Source organism: Flavobacterium cryoconiti (genome assembly GCF_048158645.1).
In the GTDB taxonomy this organism is placed as follows: Bacteria; Bacteroidota; Bacteroidia; order Flavobacteriales; family Flavobacteriaceae; genus Flavobacterium; species Flavobacterium cryoconiti.
This window is the reverse complement of the sequence record NZ_JBLNKW010000010.1, coordinates 117,020-137,692: the sequence shown is the minus strand read 5'-3', so window position 1 is coordinate 137,692 and position 20,673 is coordinate 117,020. Positions and strand designations below refer to the sequence as shown.

General features: G+C 33.6%; 16 protein-coding genes and 1 tRNA gene. 7 read left to right on the top strand and 10 right to left on the bottom strand.

The window, feature by feature from the left end; genetic code table 11:
- From ACM55H_RS14685 to ACM55H_RS14650, 8 genes are all read right to left on the bottom strand, one after another.
- Complete coding sequence (locus ACM55H_RS14685; protein ID WP_416837218.1) at positions 1 to 1,908, bottom strand: AMP-binding protein; 1,908 nt, start codon at positions 1,906 to 1,908, stop codon at positions 1 to 3.
- Positions 1,909 to 1,926: 18 nt separating this feature from the next.
- Complete coding sequence (locus ACM55H_RS14680; RefSeq protein ID WP_416837217.1) at positions 1,927 to 2,289, bottom strand: response regulator transcription factor; 363 nt, start codon at positions 2,287 to 2,289, stop codon at positions 1,927 to 1,929.
- 1 nt (position 2,290) lies between these two features.
- Positions 2,291 to 4,996, bottom strand: a complete 2,706-nt coding sequence (locus tag ACM55H_RS14675) for an ATP-binding protein (RefSeq protein ID WP_416837216.1) — start codon at positions 4,994 to 4,996, stop codon at positions 2,291 to 2,293.
- Positions 4,997 to 5,315: 319 nt separating this feature from the next.
- A complete protein-coding gene (locus ACM55H_RS14670) occupies positions 5,316 to 5,540 on the bottom strand; it encodes a DUF6814 family protein (RefSeq protein WP_196848920.1) in 225 nt (74 codons plus the stop codon).
- Positions 5,541 to 5,551: 11 nt separating this feature from the next.
- On the bottom strand, positions 5,552 to 7,087 hold the full coding sequence (locus ACM55H_RS14665) for an MFS transporter (RefSeq protein WP_416837215.1): 1,536 nt from the start codon (positions 7,085 to 7,087) through the stop codon (positions 5,552 to 5,554).
- Positions 7,088 to 7,122: 35 nt separating this feature from the next.
- Positions 7,123 to 8,418 (bottom strand): DcaP family trimeric outer membrane transporter, encoded by a 1,296-nt coding sequence (locus ACM55H_RS14660; RefSeq protein ID WP_416837214.1) that lies wholly within the window; start codon positions 8,416 to 8,418, stop codon positions 7,123 to 7,125.
- Positions 8,419 to 8,524: 106 nt separating this feature from the next.
- On the bottom strand, positions 8,525 to 8,944 hold the full coding sequence (locus ACM55H_RS14655; RefSeq protein WP_416837213.1) for a transposase: 420 nt from the start codon (positions 8,942 to 8,944) through the stop codon (positions 8,525 to 8,527).
- A 296-nt stretch (positions 8,945 to 9,240) separates the two neighbouring features.
- Positions 9,241 to 9,313, bottom strand: a tRNA-Phe gene (locus tag ACM55H_RS14650).
- Positions 9,314 to 9,411: 98 nt separating this feature from the next.
- On the opposite strand from ACM55H_RS14650, the gene ACM55H_RS14645 reads away from it, so the two are divergent.
- The 6 genes from ACM55H_RS14645 to ACM55H_RS14620 all read left to right on the top strand — a co-directional run bounded on the left by ACM55H_RS14645 (position 9,412) and on the right by ACM55H_RS14620 (position 15,677).
- On the top strand, positions 9,412 to 10,146 hold the full coding sequence (locus ACM55H_RS14645) for a type III pantothenate kinase (RefSeq protein WP_416837212.1): 735 nt from the start codon (positions 9,412 to 9,414) through the stop codon (positions 10,144 to 10,146).
- Positions 10,139 to 11,389: a hypothetical protein gene (locus ACM55H_RS14640; protein ID WP_416837211.1), complete on the top strand. Its 1,251-nt coding sequence runs from the start codon at positions 10,139 to 10,141 to the stop codon at positions 11,387 to 11,389. Before ACM55H_RS14645 ends, ACM55H_RS14640 begins: the two co-directional genes overlap by 8 nt.
- A 48-nt stretch (positions 11,390 to 11,437) precedes the next feature.
- Positions 11,438 to 11,992 carry an LPS export ABC transporter periplasmic protein LptC gene (gene lptC / locus ACM55H_RS14635; RefSeq protein WP_416837210.1) on the top strand — a complete coding sequence of 185 codons (555 nt, stop codon included), beginning with the start codon at positions 11,438 to 11,440 and terminating at the stop codon, positions 11,990 to 11,992.
- A 21-nt stretch (positions 11,993 to 12,013) separates the two neighbouring features.
- On the top strand, positions 12,014 to 12,208 hold the full coding sequence (locus ACM55H_RS14630; protein ID WP_416837209.1) for a hypothetical protein: 195 nt from the start codon (positions 12,014 to 12,016) through the stop codon (positions 12,206 to 12,208).
- 3 nt (positions 12,209 to 12,211) lie between these two features.
- Positions 12,212 to 13,471 (top strand): hemolysin family protein, encoded by a 1,260-nt coding sequence (locus tag ACM55H_RS14625; RefSeq protein WP_416837208.1) that lies wholly within the window; start codon positions 12,212 to 12,214, stop codon positions 13,469 to 13,471.
- A gap of 109 nt (positions 13,472 to 13,580) precedes the next feature.
- The gene (locus tag ACM55H_RS14620) at positions 13,581 to 15,677 is read left to right on the top strand and encodes a peptidylprolyl isomerase (protein WP_416837207.1); all 2,097 of its coding nucleotides are present in this window, start codon (positions 13,581 to 13,583) and stop codon (positions 15,675 to 15,677) included.
- Between the two features lie 128 nt (positions 15,678 to 15,805).
- On the opposite strand, the gene ACM55H_RS14615 is transcribed toward ACM55H_RS14620, so the two are convergent.
- Both ACM55H_RS14615 and ACM55H_RS14610 read right to left on the bottom strand, forming a co-directional pair.
- On the bottom strand, positions 15,806 to 16,723 hold the full coding sequence (locus ACM55H_RS14615; protein ID WP_416837206.1) for a GYDIA family GHMP kinase: 918 nt from the start codon (positions 16,721 to 16,723) through the stop codon (positions 15,806 to 15,808).
- Between the two features lie 100 nt (positions 16,724 to 16,823).
- Entirely contained in the window at positions 16,824 to 18,140 is a 1,317-nt protein-coding gene (locus ACM55H_RS14610) for a hydroxymethylglutaryl-CoA reductase, degradative (RefSeq protein WP_416837205.1), read from the bottom strand.
- Between the two features lie 269 nt (positions 18,141 to 18,409).
- Here ACM55H_RS14610 and ACM55H_RS14605 point away from each other — a divergent pair, with 269 nt between their 5' ends.
- Positions 18,410 to 20,611, top strand: a complete 2,202-nt coding sequence (locus ACM55H_RS14605) for a S9 family peptidase (protein ID WP_416837204.1) — start codon at positions 18,410 to 18,412, stop codon at positions 20,609 to 20,611.
- Positions 20,612 to 20,673: the final 62 nt, after the last annotated feature.

Genomic DNA, 20,673 nt, shown 5'->3' with positions numbered 1-20,673 from the left:
TTATTCTTGTTTTTTATTATAAATTCCAATTTCATATTTCTTTAATACAGTGTCAATTTCACCAACGATATTTTCATCATCAATTGTTGATGGGATTTGAAAGTCATCACCATCTGCAATGCTGCGCATTAATTTTCGGAGGATTTTTCCCGAACGTGTTTTTGGTAGTCGTTCCACAAGGACTACATTTCTCAAGGAAGCTACGGCTCCAATTTTTTGACGCACTAATTTTATTACTTCTTGTTGCAATTGAAAATGCTCTATGTTTTGATTTAATTTGGTTACAACCAAAGCCAAAGGAATTTGTCCTTTCAATGCGTCATTTATTCCAATAACGGCACACTCCGCAACGGATGAATGGGAAGCAACTATTTCCTCCATTTCGGCAGTCGAAAGGCGATGTCCTGCAACATTGATTACATCATCAACTCTTCCGGTGATAAAAATGTAATCTTCATTATCTTTAAATCCGCCATCACCAGAGAAATAATACCCTGGAAATTTATCCAAATACCCTGCTTTGAATCTAGGATTGTCATTCCATAAATCAAGTAAAGTACCTGGAGGCAAAGGTAATTTGAGTACTACATAGCCTTCTTCATTTGGACCTAATTCAGTTCCGTCTTCGCCAAAAATTTTGATGTCATATCCGCAAACGGCTTTTCCTACGGAACCGGGTTTTACAGGTAATTGTTCAACGCCCATCATATTGGCAATCATGGGCCAACCTGATTCTGTTTGCCACCAATGATCGATTGCGGGAACAGGAATGTGTGCTGAATACCATTCTAAGGTAGCAACATCACAACGTTCTCCTGCCAGAAATTGAGTTTTCAACGAACTCAAATCGTATTGTTTTATAAAATCACCGTTAGGGTCTTCTTTTTTAATAGCACGAATAGCTGTTGGAGCCGTGAACATTGCATTGACTTTGTGCTCGGCAATTATTCTCCAAAACGTACTGGAATCTGGGGTTCTTATTGGTTTTCCTTCAAAAATAATTGTCGTGTTTCTATTAATTAAAGGGCCATAAACGATAAAACTGTGCCCAACTACCCAACCCACATCCGATGCAGCCCAGAAAACTTCATCTTGTTTTACATTATAGATATGTGTCATGGAGAATTTTAGCGCTACGGCACAACCGCCGGTATCTCTCACTACTCCTTTTGGTTTTCCTGTTGTTCCTGATGTGTAAAGAATGTACAAAGGATGTGTTGCATTTACCGGAACACAAGCAGTTTCTTCAGAACCGTAAACTAAGGCATCATAATCAACATCATATTTTTTAAACGGAACTCTCGCACCTAATTTTCTATTGAAAACAATTACTTTCTTTGGTCTGTGTGAAGCCAGTTCAATTGCTTCATCCACTAATGGTTTGTATGCGATTAAGCGATCAATTTCGATTCCTGAAGAAGCAGTTATAATCACTCGGGGTTTGCAATCATCAATTCTAATCGCCAATTCATGCGGTGCAAAACCACCAAAAACTACAGAATGTGTTACTCCAATTCTTGCGCAAGCTAACATTGCAAAGGCAGCTTGGGGAATCATTGGCATATAAATAACGGCATTGTCGCCTTTTTTCAAGCCCAATGATTGCATGCCTCCTGCGAGTTTTGCCACTTCGATTTTTACTTCCGAAAAAGTATATTTTTTTACAGTTTGCGTTACAGGTGAATCATAAATAAGAGCAACTTGATCTCCAAAACCATTTTGAATATGCTTGTCTAGTGCCAAATAACAAACATTCAATTCTCCATCTTTGTACCAAAGCGGATATCCATTTTCATCTTTCGACAAAATAGTTTCCGGTTTATTGTACCACTCAATTGCATTAGCCTGATCAGCCCAAAATTCTTCAGGATGATGGATGCTTTTGGTATAAAAATCTTTGTAATTCATGATATTGGAAATTCTAAATTATTGAATTAAATCCTGTACTTGTTCTACTAATTTTTTTAATGAGAAGGGTTTGACCACATATAAATTTGCACCTAATGAAAGTCCTTTTTCAATGTCTTTTTCTTTGTTTTTTGCCGAAAGGAAAATGACTTTGCAATGTTGTAATCTTTCATCTTTTTTTATTTGTTCCAATGTGGCAAAACCGTCAACCATGGGCATCATGACATCCAGAATGATTACATCTGGTAATTGTTTCTTTAAAATGTCTAATGCTTCTTGCCCGTCACGAGCTATGAAAACTTCGAAATTGTTCTTTTTGAATGTATATTCGAGCGACATGACAATATTTGGTTCGTCATCTACAATTAAAATTTTTTTCATTTTAACGATTTTCAGTTGTATTGTAATTAGGTAGTGTGAAAATAAAAGTGGCTCCGTTTCCTTCGGTACTTTCAGCCCAAATTTGCCCTTTATGATGTTCTATAATTTGTTTACAAATGGCTAGCCCTAAACCACTGCCAATTGGTTTTTTTACATTTTGATTTCTTGATTGATAAAATTTATCAAAAATGGCTTCAAAATCTTCATCTTTAATTCCTTTGCCATTATTATGGATGCTGACTTCTACAACATCTTTATTTTCATGAATAGAGATGGTTATTTTTCCATTTGTATCGGAACAGAATTTTATGGCATTCGATACTAAATTATGGATCACCTGAACGATTCGTTCTTCATCATAAAAGGCCTTTATTTCTTTGGAAGTTTCACTGAATTCAATAGTTATATTTTTGTTTTTTATTAATTGTTTTACTGAATTTAAAGTGTTTTTTATTGTTTTTGAAATGTTGTTTTTTGATAAATAAATTTTTTGCTTTCCTGTTTCAAATTTCTCTAAATCCAGAATTTTATCAATTAAACGATTCAAACGATCTGATTCGGAAATGATGTTTTGTAAAAATTGTTTTCTTAACTCTTCTGGAATGTCATCGTCGTCATGAAGAATTTCGCTTGCGGCACGAATGGCGGTTATTGGGGTTCTCAATTCATGGGTAACAGTGTCCAGAAATTCATCTTTTTGAATGTCTTTATTGACTAATTCCTGATTCGCATTTTTTAGTTGTTCGGATATTTTTTTTAATTCATTCGAAGTGTCCGTCAGCTTTTTGTTGATGATGAGGTTTTCTTTGGATTCTTCTAAAATCCGTAATACTTCGGTTAAGCTGATTTTGTCTTCTTTGATGACACTCGATATTAAAATTTTGGCGGAAGCCGTACCAATATGTCCCGTCAATAAATTCTCGGCAAATTTTATAAACCGGGCATCGGCGGTTGTGATGTCTTTGTCAATATTGTATTTTAAATTAAAAATGCTCAGCGCTCGTTTTGTTCTTTCCTCTCCAAGAAATCGCTGTAAAACTTTTTGAATGTCTGAGATGTAAGCGGTTCCTTTCCATACAAAAGCATTTTCATGGTTGGTGATGTATTTGTCAATATCCACAAACATTTCGGCATAATTGCGTTCTCTATAATTTCCCTTGAAACTCACGGAGATGGCTGCATAACTCATGGTGTTAAATAATAAACTCCAGAAAACGGCATGCGGAATAGGCTCTAAATAGTCCAATCCAAAAAGATGAAATGGCTTTAATAATGCAATTCCCCAAGGTCCTTCTTGGATAAATAGACTGGAAGATTTAGTGATTCCAATCGCATAGGGAATTAAAAGGGTATAGAAACAGATTAAAAAACCAAGAATAATTCCCGTTGCAGCCCCGTTTTTTGAACCTCTTTTCCAGAATATGGCACCAAAAAAGGAGGGAGCCAACTGTGCAATAATCACAAAGGAAACCAATCCAATGGAAACTAAAGTGTAGTCTAAAATGAAAATTCTGTAGATGGCATACGCCAAAATAATAAGAGAAAAAATACCTATTTTTCGACTAATCAGAATTCGTTTACTGTTCTTTTCTTGTGAAGTATTTTCGAGTGAACCAATGAATCCGTAAGGAATTAAAAGGTTATTACTGAGCATGGTTGCCAATGCAATTGACGATACAATAATCATTGATATCGCTGCCGAAAACCCACCAAGAAATACTAAAATGGTAAGCAGATTATTATTGAAAAATTGAGGAATTAACAAAGAATAGGTATCGGAATTCAGCCCTTTTCCTTCAAAAAGAATGTTTCCGCCCCAAGCGATTGGGAAAACGAAAATATTAAAAAGTAATAAGTATAATGGGAAAAGCCAAATCGCTGTTCGGATATGAGTTTCTTTATTGTTTTCAACAATTGCTGTGTGAAACTGTCTTGGTAATAGAAAAATGGCAAACATGGACAAAACACAAAGAAAAAACCAATTGATTCCGTTTGTGATATCACCAATAGAATTCTTCTTATCAAAATTTTCAAGGACAGCCGCTTTTTTGTAAATGTCATCGAAACCATCAAAAACAAAATAGGTTGCATAAATACCAATGATTAAAAAGAAAACTAATTTTAAAATAGATTCCATAGCCACAGCGGTTACAATACCACGTCTTTTTTCGGATGCGTCTACATAACGCGTTCCGTAATAAGAGGCAAATAATGCCAAAGCTAGGCAGACATAAGTTGTGGTATCAGTGAAAATATCGGAACTCGATTCTGTTTTAGTAACAATATGGAAAGTGTCTGAAATGGATTTTAGTTGTAAAGAAATATAAGGTACGATCCCAAAAACACAAATCATGGTCACTAATGCGCCCAGAAATCTACTGTTCCCGTATCGTAAAGAAATAAAATCTGCAATACTGGAGATTTTATTCACTCTTGAAATTCGGATAATTCTCTTGAGGATAATCATCCATGTAGGGACAATTATTATTGGACCTAAATAAATAGGGATGTAGCTTAATCCTGAATTTGCCGCAAGACCTATACTGCCATAATAGGTCCAAGCAGTGCAATAAACGGCTAATGAAAACGAATAGATATACGGATTATTTGTCCATTTAGAATGGCTTCTTTTTTCTGCCCAGTAGGCAATGTAAAAAAGAATAGACACATAGAGCGCCAAGATCAATAAAAGGCCTATGCTACTCATAATATTTTTTTATGATTAGGTAGGTAATGGCAATTGAAAATAACCATGCCGAAAAAATATAGATATATATAATTGGAAACCCAAAAAGAGGTTTTGAACTGTCAAATAAAAGCAAAAGAGGGATGTTCAACGCTAATAGCATTAGCATGGAAAGGATAACCAACTTTTGTTCGTGTCTTTTTTTCATTCGAAGGTACTATTTACTTTTCAGCGGAATACGGTATTACCATTTTTGAATCATGGCAATTTATGGTAATTAAAATAAGCAATCCCTACAAGTAAATATAGAGACTGCGTATTAAAAAAAATGGTTTGATTGTTATTTTTTTTCATCATAGTCGCCCATTAAGGAATAGTAGCCAAATGTGCCTAATCCTAAAACTATTAATGGTGTAAGTATAAAAAGGATAATAATTCCAAATACTAAATCGTCTTGTTTGCCCGACATAAATTTGGGTAATCCAAAAGTGAAGATGCAAAAATAGGCTGCTGCTATTGCTAAGGCGATCCAAACCAATCCTAAAGCTCTTTTTATCTGATTCATAGCTGTATTTTTTAAATGTGAGTGTTTTTATCTTTATTTTTTATGTAAATCATTCCTACTACAAAGCAGACAGAGGCAATAACAATTGGGTACCAAAGTCCTTCCAGATAAAACTCAGCGTCACCGGCATCTTTGCTATGCGTTACAAAGTAAGTGGATATGGCAGGGAGCAATCCTCCAAAGATTCCATTCCCTACGTGATAAGGTAATGACATGGATGTGTATCTAATTTTTGCGGGGAACATTTCTACTAAGAATGCTGCAATAGGACCATAAACCATGGTGACAAATAACACTTGTACAAATATTAAAAATATTAAAGTCCATTTATCATCCCAATTAATATTGATAGTTGTTTTGGTTTCAATTTTTGGTTTTCCATCAACAATCATTGCTTTTCCATTTTCTAAAGATACCGTTTTTACTTCAAGAAAAGTGGTTCCGTCTGAGTACTCTTTATTAGTGGTGTAAATAGAATCCATAGTCTGTTTTTTATTCTCTTTCAGTTCAGAAACTACTTTTGTATTAGCAACAATTTCTGTCTTGTTTTTTACAGATGTTGTTTCATACATTTGTTTGTAAATAGGTCTGTATAATAATATGGCCAATAGCATTCCTCCCATCATAATATATTTTCTACCCACTTTATCACTTAGCCAACCAAATACAATAAAAAATGGCGTTCCTAATATCAATGCAATTCCTAACAAAGTATCCACTTGAGAAGAATCAATGGACATGACCGTTTTCATAAAACTCATGGCATAGAATTGTCCAGTATACCAAACAACTCCTTGTCCCATAGTAGCTCCAAATAAAGCCAGTAAAACAAATTTTAAATTGTAACGATTTCCGAAACTTTCTTTTAATGGATTAGCACTCGTTTTTCCTTCTGATTTAGCTTTGGCAAAAACGGGAGATTCATCCATGTTTTTTCTAATCAAGTACGAAACCCCAACCATAATGATAGAAACCCAGAATGGAACTCTCCATCCCCATTCGTCAAATTGTTCCGGTGTAAGAATATTTCTTGTAGCCAAAATAACCATCAAGGAAATAAACAAACCAACCGTTGCCGTAGTTTGAATCCAGGAAGTCCAATATCCTCTTTGTCCTACTGGTGCATGTTCGGCCACATAAGTTGCAGCTCCGCCATACTCACCACCAAGGGCAAGACCTTGAAGCATCCTTAATAACAATACTAATAATGGCGCCATAAATCCAATAGTTTCATAACTAGGAATACAACCTATTAGGAATGTAGCTCCACCCATTAATAGTAAAGTAACCATGAACGTATATTTTCTTCCTATTAAGTCTCCTAATCTTCCAAAGAAAAGTGCTCCAAATGGACGAACTACAAAACCAACTGCAAAAGTTGCTAGTGTTGCGAGAAAGGCTGCCGTTGGATTATCTGCCGGGAAAAATTTAGTTGAGATTACAACGGCTAAACTTCCAAAAATGTAGAAATCGTACCATTCAATCATTGTTCCCATGGAGGATGCGGAAATAACTTTCCAAATTCCTTTTGTTGATTTTTCTTTCATAAAATTGATATTATAGTTGGTTTTGGTTAATTATTTTAAAAGGCATATACGCAAGAGACCATCGCTCTTAGGTTGCCAACTTCTTTTTTATCTCCGTTTGCTTCTCCAAAAAGATCTGCTTTCCCCCAAGTCGCTCCTGTGTATTCTAATTCTGGGGAGATTCTGAATTTATTTTTCTTAAAATCAACTCTTGCAGAAGCTCTCCAAACATTATCTACAACTCTCGCTGTTGCTGCTGAATTGGTTCCGGTAACAGTAATTCCTCTCATATAAATGGATGGAAAATCAGTTGCAGCTGTATTTGAGCCGCTATTTTTTGTGTATCCAAAGAATAATCCTGGTGCGATAGTTTTACCATTGCTGGCAACATCAAGCCAAAAAGCACTAGTTTTAACCGGATTGTAAGTTTGAATTCCGTTTGTAACAGTTCCTGTATAACCGCCTAACATGACAAGGTTATTTAAGTTTCCACCCGAAATCCCATAGGCTTTAATAGCGATTTTATCATTTGAATATTTTGCATAACCAAAAACAGAAGAACTATTCACTTTTTCGGTAGTTGCTTTATTATTGAATACGGTCAAAGGTTGTAGTGATTTGTATTCAGCTCCAAGACCTAATAATACATTTTTTCCTTTGTATTGCAGTTGTGCATCAAGTGATGGTAATGCTGAATTTATAGAAGCTGCATTTTGAGTTCCTGTAGCAACTGTTCCCGCAGCGGCAGTTGGGTATTCTCGTTCTTTATAAGCTGCAAAAGTTACGGATAACTGCTTGGATAACATTTGTTTTAATTTTACTTGAGTTGCCCAACCAAAAGGGTTGAACATAATTCCTGTGTTGAAATTAGCAACACCGGGAAAACATTCAGGAATGAATTGTGGATACCAAGTTTGCCCCATTGTTAAGGATGTTTTGGACCAATCCATATTTACATAGGCTTGTCTTAATCGTAACATTCCAATGGATGATCCTTCTACATTTCCGTAAAAATCCCCTTCTAGTACGGATGATGTTTTAGCTCCCCAAACATTTGGTCCTTTTACTTTTACGCCAACTCTGGAAGTTACAGAGAGAAAATTAGATTGTCCTACCGCATTTATATCTTTTCCATCCGCATCTAGAACTTCATCCAAAGGAAATAAGTTTAGTTGATATTCTCTTGCCATCACAGATTTTCTGGTATCCCAAATGTAATCCGTTCTTACAAAGCCATAAAAACTGATTTCCCATTCTTTTTCCGGGGGTGCCGTAACCGCTGGGGGCGGAGTTTGAGCGTATCCTTTTAGAGAAGTAATTCCCAATACAAGGATGAAATAATATTTATTCATAATAAGTTAAAGTTTGGTTAGTGAAATGGTTAGTTTCAACACAGCCAAATTCTAATTTTTTGTTTATAAAAAAAATTAAGCTATATATAGATGTAAAGTACTATAGCTAATCTTTAAAACGCTCCCATTTTATAAGCATAAACTTATCTCCAAGCTCGGTGATTATCATACCCGCACCAGAAAGTAATTCTTTGTTTTTTAAATGTTCCACTAGTTCTAAATGGTTAAATATCTTATAGGTAGGATGGTAATTTGCGTGGGATGGTTTTTTAATGTTAAAGGCCTTCACCCAATTGCTTACCGTAACATGGGAGACCCCTATAATGCGTTCAATTTCTCTATAACTCAATCCTTCCAGATACAACTGTAATGCTTTAGTAACATAGTAATCATCTATCTTTTTTCCAATTTTATTAACAGTGAAAAAGTACTTGCATTTTTTACATAAATACCTTTGTTTGTTGTTAATTACGCCACTTTTGGTAATTTGATTTCCTTGGCATTTTGGACAGGTTAAAATCTCCATGTATATAAATTTTGCATAAATATAGCAAATTAGCAATTATTGTTATTTGAATTTGATAAAAAAATACAAAAAAAATTGCGAACCCTTTATTTTTGTTAGTAAATAGATGGATTTTTGATAAAATGAAAGAGTTTTGATAAAATGTAGTTTTATCCTGAGAATAGGATTTAATCGGGTAAAGAAAGGAATTTATGGTCTTGAGGATTTGGGAAACATTTTTCTGGATTATCTCAAAAAAGTAAGGATTTAAAAAACGATTAAAAACAAAAAACCCAAACATTTCTGTTTGGGTTTTGTGGTACCTCCAGGGATCGAACCAGGGACACATGGATTTTCAGTCCATTGCTCTACCATCTGAGCTAAGGTACCGCGCTATTGCGGGTGCAAATATAGAATGATTTTTAGTTTATCCAAAACAATTTTAAAAAAAAATCAATTCGTATCTTCGCAACATCAAAAAATAAAATATGATTCTAGCTGTTGATGTCGGAAATACCAGAATTAAAGCCGCTGTCTTTGAGGGTGATATACTTGTGGAAAATTTCGTTTTTGTTAAAAATGAACTGCGAAAAAATATTCAAAATATTTTAAAAAAATACAATAAGCTTGCTGATTTGGTCATTTCATCCGTTGGAGATATCGAAAAACAATCGTTTTTGGAGTTTGAAAATGATTTAAAAGTTCATTTTATGTCCCATGAGGATATCTTTCCATTCGTTAATTGTTATGCTACCCCTAAAACTTTAGGAATTGATCGAATGGTTCTTGCTTCAGGAGCAACACTACAATTTCCAAATCAAAATCGATTAGTAATTGATGCGGGAACTTGTGTTACATTTGATTTTATAGATAAAGACAATAATTATCTTGGAGGGGCGATAACACCAGGATTGCGGTTGCGCTATGAGTCATTGCATAATTACACTGCAAAATTACCGTTGCTTACACTGCAAAGCCCTAAAGGTTTAATAGGGAATTCAACTTCTGATTCGATTCATTCCGGTGTAGTTAATGGATTAGTCTATGAGATTGACGGTTTCATCGATGAATATAGCAGACAGTATTCAAATTTTATAATAATTTTAACGGGTGGAGACACAGAATTTTTGGCTAAACGATTAAAAAATACCATATTTGCCAATTCAAATTTTCTTTTAGAGAGTTTGAGCCAAACATTTCAATATAAAATCAAAAATGATTAAAAAATTTATAATAAGCGCCTGCTTGCTTTTGTCACTTGTGTCCTTTGCTCAAGAAGGAACTTCGTCGCCGTATTCTTTTTATGGGATTGGTGACATAAGATTTAAAGGAACGCTTGAAAATAGGTCTATGGCAGGTGTTGCCGTAGAGCAGGATAGTATTCATATCAATTTAGAAAATCCAGCCAGTTTTTCAAATTTGAAATTAACTACGTTCTCCCTGGGAGGGACTTATGCGACAAAAAGCTTGAAAAGCAATACCGGTTCAGCAAATACGCGTAGAACAACTTTAGATTATTTAGCTGTTGGTTTGCCTTTGGGTAAATTTGGAGCAGGCTTTGGATTAATTCCGTATTCTTCAGTTGGTTATAAGATAGAGTCCTTGTCAGCCATTGACGGAGCTGTAAACAGACGATTAAGTGGGAACGGCGGTTTAAATAAAGTTTTTTTAGGAGTTGGTTATAAAATAGCGCCTAATTTTAGCATTGGTGCAGATGCGCATTACAATTTTGGTAAAATAGAAACGAATAGCTTGGAGTTTATTACTAATGTGCCTGTAGGTACGCGTGAGTTGAATACAGCTGATTTATCGGGTGTGAATTTCAATATTGGAACAATGTATCAAGCTAAAATAAGCAAAAAACTAAGTCTTTATACTAGTTTGAATTATACTTTAGAAAGTACTTTAACCTCTAAAAATACTAGGAATATTTCTAGTGTTAGATATAGTTCAGGATTTGATGTGCTTGTTGTTGATGTTCTTGCAGACCAAAATGAGCAAGTGAAATTGAAAATGCCAAGTAAAATATCATTTGGTGCGGGAATAGGTGAATCAAAAAAATGGCTTATTGGAGGAATGGTTGCGTATCAAAAAACTTCAGGTCAGGAAAATAGTTATAATAAAGCTTCTAATGTGGGGTATGGAAGATATGGAAGTGTTAGTTTAGGAGGGTATTATATTCCAAGTTATAACTCTTTTTCAAGTTACGCCAAAAGAATTGTTTATAGAGGAGGGATCAAATATGAAAAAACAGGTTTGATGATTAATTCAGAATCTATTAATAATACGGGGTTCACTTTAGGATTAGGTTTGCCAATCACGGGTAGTTTTTCTAATATAAATTTAGGTTTTGAATTAGGAAAAAGAGGAACTACAAATGCAAATCTTGTTCAAGAGAATTATGCTAACTTTAGTGTTGGTTTTTCTCTTAACGACAAATGGTTCGATAAACGAAAATTCAACTAAAACTCTAATCGAGTACACATAACCAAATTACTTTGTTAAGTATAGCGTATGCCTTTACTAAAAAAAAATATATTCTTTCCAGTAGTCACAGTTTTAGCTGTGACTCTGTTTTTTGGGTGTGAAAGTAATTTTAAAGAGGTACAGAAGATAAACTTTTCTGAGTTTGTTCCCAGTGGAGATGCTGATAATGTCAACTTGAAATATACGGATTCGGGATTGATTAAAGCAATTTTGGTTAGTCCTAAAATGTTGGACTTCTCTAGTATAGATTTTCCATTTACTGAATTTCCAAAAGGCATTGATGTTACTTTGTATGATAATAAAGCGAAGAAAACATTTATAACTTCAAATTATGCTGTGTCTTATAAAATGACCGGGATAATTGATTTGCAAGGAAAAGTGAAAATTAAATCTGAAAATGGTCAGATGCTGGAAACGGAACAGTTGTACTACGATCAAAAAAACGAATGGTTTTTTACAGAAAAAAAGTTTAAATTTACGGATAGTAAAGGAGCTTCAAACGGACAAGGAATTGATTTCAGTAAAGACTTTAAAGTAATTAATTCACAAAGAATAGCTGGTGAAATTCAAACAGCTGAATAATTGTATAGATTCAAATAAATTATGACTTACTTAAAATACACCCCTTATCTCTATCTTTTTTTTGGAGCTTACTTCATATATGATGGCGTTACAAAGTTTAATACAGCTGATGCGACTCCTTGGTTGAGTTTTATTATTGCAGGATTAGCAATTTTTATGTTTTTCTTCCGAATGAAATTTGCTAAAAAATTTGAAGATCGAAATAAAAAATCCTAGCACATGGAAATTAGTATTATAATACTGTGTTTAATACTATGTGCCTTTTTTTCAGGAATGGAGATTGCTTTCATTTCTTCGAATAAAATTTATCTTGAAATAGAAAAAAAACAAGATAACTTCGTCTCTAAAATACTTACAAAACTTACCGAAAAACCTTCTAAATTTATTGCTGCTATGCTTATTGGAAACAATATAGCACTAGTTGTTTATGGGTTTTTTATGGGCGAATTATTAATGAATTGGATTGATAGCTTTGGATATCATTTTTCAAGTTTATTGAATTTGTTTCTTCAAACATTGCTTTCAACATTAATAGTTTTAATAACTGCAGAGTTTTTGCCTAAAGTATTTTTTCAAATTTATGCGAATACCTTAATAAAGTTTTTTGCTATTCCGGCTTATGTCTTTTACGTCTTGTTTTATTTTATCTCTACTTTTTTTATCTGGGTTTCGGATTTTGTATTGAAAAAATTCTTTAAAACAGAAGGCGATCAGGTGCAGTTGTATTTTAGTAAAGTGGAACTTGGAAATTACATTACAGAACAAATGAGTACTGTGGAAGATGATGAAGAAGTGGATTCTGAAATATTAATGTTTCAAAACGCATTAGAATTTTCAGGGGTAAAGGCGAGAGATGTTATGAGCCCCAGGACTGAAATCGTGGCAATTGATTTATATGATTCTATTGAGGAATTGAATAAGTTGTTTATTGAAACGGGGTATTCTAAAATTGTCGTTTATGAAAATTCATTGGATGATATTGTGGGATATGTACATTCATTCGATTTGTTTAAAAAGCCGAATAGTATCAAAGAAATTGTAATTTCTGTTGAATTTGTTCCTGAGACAATTTACATTAAAGATGCAATGAATTTGTTGACCAAAAAGAGAAAAAGCGTGGCAGTTGTTTTGGACGAATATGGTGGGACTTCTGGAATTATAACCATAGAAGATATTGTAGAAGAGCTTTTTGGTGAAATAGAAGATGAACACGATTCAGAAGAAGAATTAATTGAAAATGAACTCGGAGACGATACGTATATTTTTTCAACGCGACTTGATGTAGAGTATTTAAATCAGACCTATAAACTTCATATTCCGGAAAGCGATTCTTACGGAACGCTTGGTGGTTTCATAGTGGATCATACGAAAGAAATCCCTCAAAAAGGGGATGTAATTGCAATAGGAATCTTTCATTTTGTTATAGAAGAAGCCACAAACAAGAAAATAGAATTAGTTAAAATGTCGCTAAGAGACTGATTTTTTTTAGAAAATTGAAATTTCTTGTAAAATAAAACGCTACTACTATAATTATTAATTAGATAATTGTATTTTCGCAAACTGAATATAAAAATTAACAACAATAAAAATGGCAGTTTTAGCAAAAATTAGACAACGTTCCGCCTTATTAATAGCAGCTATTGCTATCGCATTATTTGCATTTATAATACAAGATCTTATCGGTAAAGGTGGCCTTGGTCAAAATACCAAAGATGTAGGAAGTATTGATGGAAAAGACATCGCATTTGAAGATTTTAGAATCAAAGTAAGCAATGTTGAGAAAAGTCAAGAAGGAATTACTTCTACAGCTGCGGCTAACAGAGTTTGGGATCAAGAGGTTTCAATCGCTTTGCTGACTTCAGAATTTGATAAATTAGGATTAAGAGTAGGTGAAAAACACTTATTGGAAGTTTTAAAAGCAGATCAGAATATTGGTAAAAACCCATTGTTTTTGAATGCAGCAGGAATGTTTGATATTGCAAAATTCAAAGAATATTTCAAATCAAATCCAGCTCAAGCACAATACTTGAAAGACAGAGAAAAAGACGCAGAACTAAATGCGAAATATCAAATTTACAACACTTTGGTAAAAGCAGCAGTTTATACTACTGAAAGCGAAGGAAAGTTGAAATATGAAATGGAAGCAAACAAAGTAAATTTTGCTTATGTTGCAGGTTTGTACTCTACAATAAAAGACAGTGATGTAAAAGTTACTGATACTGAAATTGTAGATTTCATGAAGAAAAATGAAAAAAAATACAAAGCTGATGAATCTCGTGAAGTAGAATATGTTTTGATTGAAGATAAAGCTTCAGCTGCAGATGAGAATGAAGTTAAATCTAAAATTAACGGATTGTTAAGCGGAAGTGTGGTTTACAATCAAGCAACGGGTAAAAATGATACTTTGCCAGGATTTAGAGCAGCTACAAATAATATCGAGTTTGTAAATTCAAATTCTGACGTTCCTTATGATTCAACTTATGTTGCTAAGAAAGATTTGCCTGCAGTTGATGCAGATAGATTGTTTAATCTTGCTCCAGGTGAAGTTTATGGACCTTATATGTTTGGTAAATACTACTGTATTTCAAAATCTATGGGTAAAAAATTAGGTGTAAATGCAAAAGCAAGTCACATACTAATTAGTTATGAAGGAACACAAGTGCCTAATCAAAAGGAAAAAAGAAATAAAGAGCAAGCTAAAGCAAAAGCAGAAGCAATATTAGCTCAAGTTAATGCAAATCCAGAGAGTTTCTTGATGTTGGCTTTCACTAATTCTGATGATTCATCAGCACAACAAGGTGGCGATTTAGGTTATTTTGGTCAAAACCAAATGGTGAAACCTTTTAACGATTTCGTTTTCAATAATTCAATTGGTAAAGTAGGATTAGTTGAAACACCTTTCGGATTTCATATCATCAAAATTACAGATAAACAAGACGGAATTCGTTTAGCAACTGTAGCACAAAAAATAGAAGCTTCAGAAGCTACTTCAGATAAAATTTTCACACAAGCAACTAAATTTGAAATGGATGCTACTGATAAAGATTTTGACAAAGTGGCAAAAGACATGAAACTTACAATTGCTGCTCCGGTTACTGTAAAAGCAATGGATGAAACTTTTGGTCCTTTAGGAAATCAAAGAACAATCGTAAGATGGGCTTTTGAAGGAGATACTAAACTAGGTGCTGTAAAAAGATTTGAAGTGGCTAATCTAGGTCATGTTATCGCTAAAGTTAAAAGTATCGATAAGTCAGGTTTAGTATCAATCACTTTGGCAAGACCATATGTGGAGCCAATTCTTAAAAACAAGAAAAAAGCGGAATTGATCAAAGCTAAAATGACTGGAGCTTCGCTTGAAGCAATTGCTAAAGCTACAGGTTCAACTGTACAACAAGCTACAGGAGTTACGATGGAAAATCCAATGTTAGATGGTGCAGGTCAAGAGCCTCAGGTTGTTGGAAATGCATTTGCATTAATGGCAAACAAATTGTCAGCTCCAATTGAAGGAAATACTGGTGTCTATGTTGTGAAAAACGTAAGTACAGTAAAAGCTCCAGCTTTGAAAAGTCATGAAGCTTACGTAGCTAAATTGAAAGCACAAAGCGCTTCAGATGTAAATAGAGTTATTCCTGCATTGAAAGGGAATGCTAAAATTGAAGACAACAGAAAACAATTCAATTACTAATAATATATAAGTAATTATTTTTTCAACATAAAAAATCCCGATACTTTAGTGTATCGGGATTTTGTTTTTAATATAGTTTTTTGTTTGAAAGCTGGATTAGAATTTAAGATGAAAATTGAATTGTAGGATTAAGATAAAATCATTTCGGCATAAGGAATAATCGTTTTGTATCCTTTTGAACTAAAATAGTCACTAGGATTTTCAGTTGCAATTGCCATTACAAAATCGCCTCCCCAAGCTCCAAGACTTTTGATTACGCCATTGAATTCAGGAAATAAAGATTCTTTTACGGTTTCCATTTCCAGAATGATACTCATTTCAGTTTCGTGTTTTTCTAATGCTGTGGCAAATGATTTAACGGTTGTAGCTTTTAAAACTTCGAAAGTTATTTTGTCATTTAAAGCAATAGTTCTGGTTAGATTATTTTTTTTATTGATGTTATAGCTAGCTATTGCGCTTTTACTGCTTTGCTTTTTGTTGAGATATACAAAATAAATATTTTCAGTAAATAGCGGATTAAAAGCTACTTTCTCAACAATAGGTTTTCCGTGTTCTAAATGGTATAAAATAGGAGTGTCGTTTTGAGCACACGCAATATCATAACCGCTGCCTCCAAAGCTGTTTTTAAGCAGCGTAAAAGCATCGATTTGCAACCATTGAGCAATATTGTTTATTAAAGTAGAGGAGGTGCCTAAACCCCAGCTTTTAGGAAATCCAAGTTCAGTGGTAATTGTATATCCTTCTGAATTAGTGATGAAATTAGGATTTAACACAAAAGCTTCATGGAGAATAGCTATCAATGTAGATTTAACGGATTCACTTTCTGAATTTCTATCATTTGAAATGTCAGAAAATAAAATGTTGTCTTCAAACCAAATGCTTCCATCAGCATCGTAGCTTTTCCAAATGATTTCTTTGTTGGTTCCTTTTTCTATAATCAGGTTTTGTCCTAATTTTGTGGGTAATGCAAAAGCTTTTGCACCATCTAAAACAAGATATTCTCCTGTGATTAAAAGTTTTCCGTTACTATAAAAGGTTTGTTTCATATATTTTTTTTAGCCCCGATGGGAACGGCATCCTTTTGTGACGGGGTTCGGCACAAAAGATATAGTGTACAGCGGGATTAAGCTCTTGATAAATAGGGTTTTATTTTCTTAAATTTTCAATAAAGTCAACTACGGCACTATGTGAAATAGTATTTTTTTTGAAATATTTATGTATCAAAATTCGTTCATCATCATTGGCTTCAAACTGATTGATGATGTTGTTTAAGTGCATTTTCATATGGCCTTCCTGAATTCCAGTTGTTGTCAAAGAGCGCAAAGCGGCAAAATTTTGTGCTAAACCTGCTACAGCGACTACTTGCATTAATTCTTTAGCCGATGGGTTTTCAAGCATTTCTAATGATAATTTCACTAATGGATGTAAAGAGGTTAATCCGCCAACTGTACCTAGTGCCAAAGGAATTTCTAACCAAAAAGTGAATATTCCATTCTCTATTTTGGCATGTGATAAGCTGGAATATTTTCCGTTTCGTGCTGCATAGGCGTGAATTCCAGCTTCTACAGCGCGGAAATCATTACCAGTAGCTAATACAACAGCATCTATTCCGTTCATTATCCCTTTGTTATGTGTTACGGCGCGATACGGTTCCACTTCGGCAATTTGAACTGCTTGAACAAATCGTTCAGCAAATTCTTGTGGATTTGGAATGTGTTTTTCTTTTAATTCTTCAATATGACATGAAACTTCTGCTCTTACGGTACAATTAGGAACGTAATTAGAGAGAATGCTCATCACGATTTGAATGTTTTTCTCCGTCACAGAGAATAATTCGTAAACCAGTGCTTCTTCTCTTAATGTTTTGGCAAATTGCTCTAAACAAGAATTAATGAAATTAGCACCCATGCTGTCTTTGGTTTCAAATGTGGCATGAAGCTGAAAATAATTAGGTAATAAATTAGTTTTGTCTTTCAGGACAATATCAAGAATTCCACCACCACGTTTTTGCATATTTTTTGTGATGGATTCTGTTTCCGAAAAAAACTTTGCTTTGGTTTGAATAAAGAATAATTCTAATTTTGAAATGTCTCCAGCGAAAATAAAATGCACCTGGCCAATTTTTTCCGTGTTGATAACGGTTGCTTTGAATCCACCTCGAGTAGACCAAAATTTTGCTGTTTTTGAGGCAGCTGCAACAACGGAACTCTCTTCAATTGCCATAGGAATGGCACTGTATTTGTTGTTGATTAGGAAATTTGGAGCGACTCCTAGCGGAATATAGAAGTTGGTTATTGTGTTTTCAATGAATTCATCGTGTAATTTCTGTAATTTTTCGTCAGAATTCCAATACTTTTTAAGTAATGTGATTGCTTCAGAAGGATTTGAAAAGTATTCTTTGGCAATCCAGTTTATTTTTTCTTCTTTGGATAATTTAGAAAATCCGGCTACGGCGTTATTCATTCTCAATAGATTATAGTATGTATACACGCAAAGATACGCTTTTAGCCGTTTTGTTCATATCATATTATCTTCAATAAATTGCCAGCTTTAATATTGTTTTTAACATTTAACACATCAAATGTGAAATAATTGTAAATTTTTCACTAAAATTGACGGTTTTTATATTTAAATCTATATCATGAAATAGTCATGATTAAAAATAACAATATCGAATGTAAATAATGCCTCATGGCGTATAACATATTTCCAAAATTTAACATTATCTATAGATGAATTCAAACAAAATTACAGCCTTACTTTTATTCTTATGTTTTACAGTTTTTGGCCAACAAAAAATTACAATTGATGAAATTTTTAATGGCGCTTTTACTGCTAAAGGAATGGATGAATTAAAGTCCATGAAAAATACTAATCAATACACCGTATTGAATTTTGACCAGGCTTCAAGTAGTACACAAATCAATTTATATGATTTTGCAACGTTGAAAAAAAACGCTGTTTTAATTGATACAAAAGATTACAAAGAATTGCCAAAGATTGATAGTTATGCTTTTGATGCTTCTGAAAAAAATATTTTGTTAGCGTGCAATACCAATAAGATTTTCCGTCATTCTTTTACCGCTGATTATTATTTGTTTAACATAGGAACCAAGCAATTAACCAAGTTGTTTGATTTCCAGATTCAGGAGCCTACATTTTCTCCAGATGGGAAAAAGATTGCCTATGCTAAAGGGAATAATCTTTATGTATATGATTTAGCTTCTAAGAAATCAACTCCTATTACTACTGACGGAAAGAAAAATAACATTATCAATGGAATTACGGACTGGGTATACGAAGAAGAATTTGCTTTTGTAAGAGCTTTCGATTGGAGTAAAGACAGCAAAAAAGTGGCTTATATCCGTTTTGACGAAAGTCAAGTTCCGGAACTTTCCATGTCTATATTTGGCAAAGATTTATATCCAAAAATTGAAACATTCAAATATCCAAAAGCAGGTGAAAAGAATTCATTAGTTTCATTACATATTTATGACGCTAATACGAATGTTACCCAAAAAGTAAATCTTGGAAACTACAATGATTTTTATATTCCAAGAATAGAATGGACTAATGAGGCAAATGTTTTGTCTGTCCAGGTATTGAATCGCCATCAGGATAACTTAGACTTGTTGTTTATTGATGGGAATTCAGGAGCTGCAAAAGTAGTTTTGAATGAAAAAGACAAAGCGTATGTAGATGTGACTGATAATCTTACTTTTTTGAAAGATAATAGTTTTATCTGGACAAGCGAGAAAGACGGTTTCAATCATATTTATGTGTATGATAAAGCAGGGAAATTAAAAAATCAAGTAACCAAAGGGAAATGGGAAGTTACTAAATACTATGGTTTTGATGAAAAAACAAATACTGTTTTTTATCAATCAGTAGAGAATGGATCAATTAATAGAGACATTTATAGAATAGGTCTTGACGAAAAAAATAAAGTACGTTTGTCTAAAAATGTTGGAACAAATGCAGCGACCTTAAGCCCAAATTTTCAATATTATATTAATACGTTCTCAAGTGCAATACAACCTACTACTTATACTTTGAATGAATCCAAAACAGGAAGACAGGTAAAGGTTATTGAGAATAATGAAGCGTTAGCATCAAAATTAAAAGGATACAGCTTACCTGCAAAAGAATTTTTTGTTTTGAAAACTGAAAAAGGAAACGAGTTGAATGCTTGGATTATGAAACCGAAAGATTTTGATTCTACTAAGAAATATCCTGTTTTTATGATTCAATATTCTGGTCCTGGTTCTCAGCAGGTTGTAAACGGATGGGGAAGCTCAAATGAATATTGGTTTATGATGTTAGCACAACAAGGTTATATTGTTGCTTGCGTTGACGGTCGTGGAACGGGTTATAAAGGTGCCGATTTTAAGAAAGTGACTCAAAAGGAATTAGGGAAGTACGAAGTGGAAGATCAAATTGATGCTGCTAAAGTTATAGGAAATTACTCTTTTGTGGATAAATCCAGAATTGGAATTTGGGGATGGAGCTTTGGAGGATTTATGGCTTCGAATTGTATTATGAAAGGGAATGACGTTTTCAAAATGGCAATTGCAGTAGCTCCAGTAACGAATTGGAGATTTTATGATAGTGTTTACACCGAGCGTTATATGCAAACACCTCAAGAAAATGCAAGTGGTTACGATGAAAACTCCCCAATAAATTATGTAGATAAACTAAAAGGGAAATTTCTTTTGATTCATGGTTCTGGAGATGATAATGTACATGTTCAAAATTCGATGCAAATGATGGAAGCATTAATTCAAGCCAATAAACAATTTGACTCCCAAATATATCCGGATAAGGATCACGGTATTAAAGGTGGGAAAACTAGAATTCAATTGTATACTAAAATGACCAATTTTATTAAAGAGAATTTAGGAAATACAGATGCTTCAAGTAAAGAAACGATTTGATCTTCAGATTTATCCGAATAAAAATAGCATTCAATCAAATAATAAATAGACTAACTTTATAA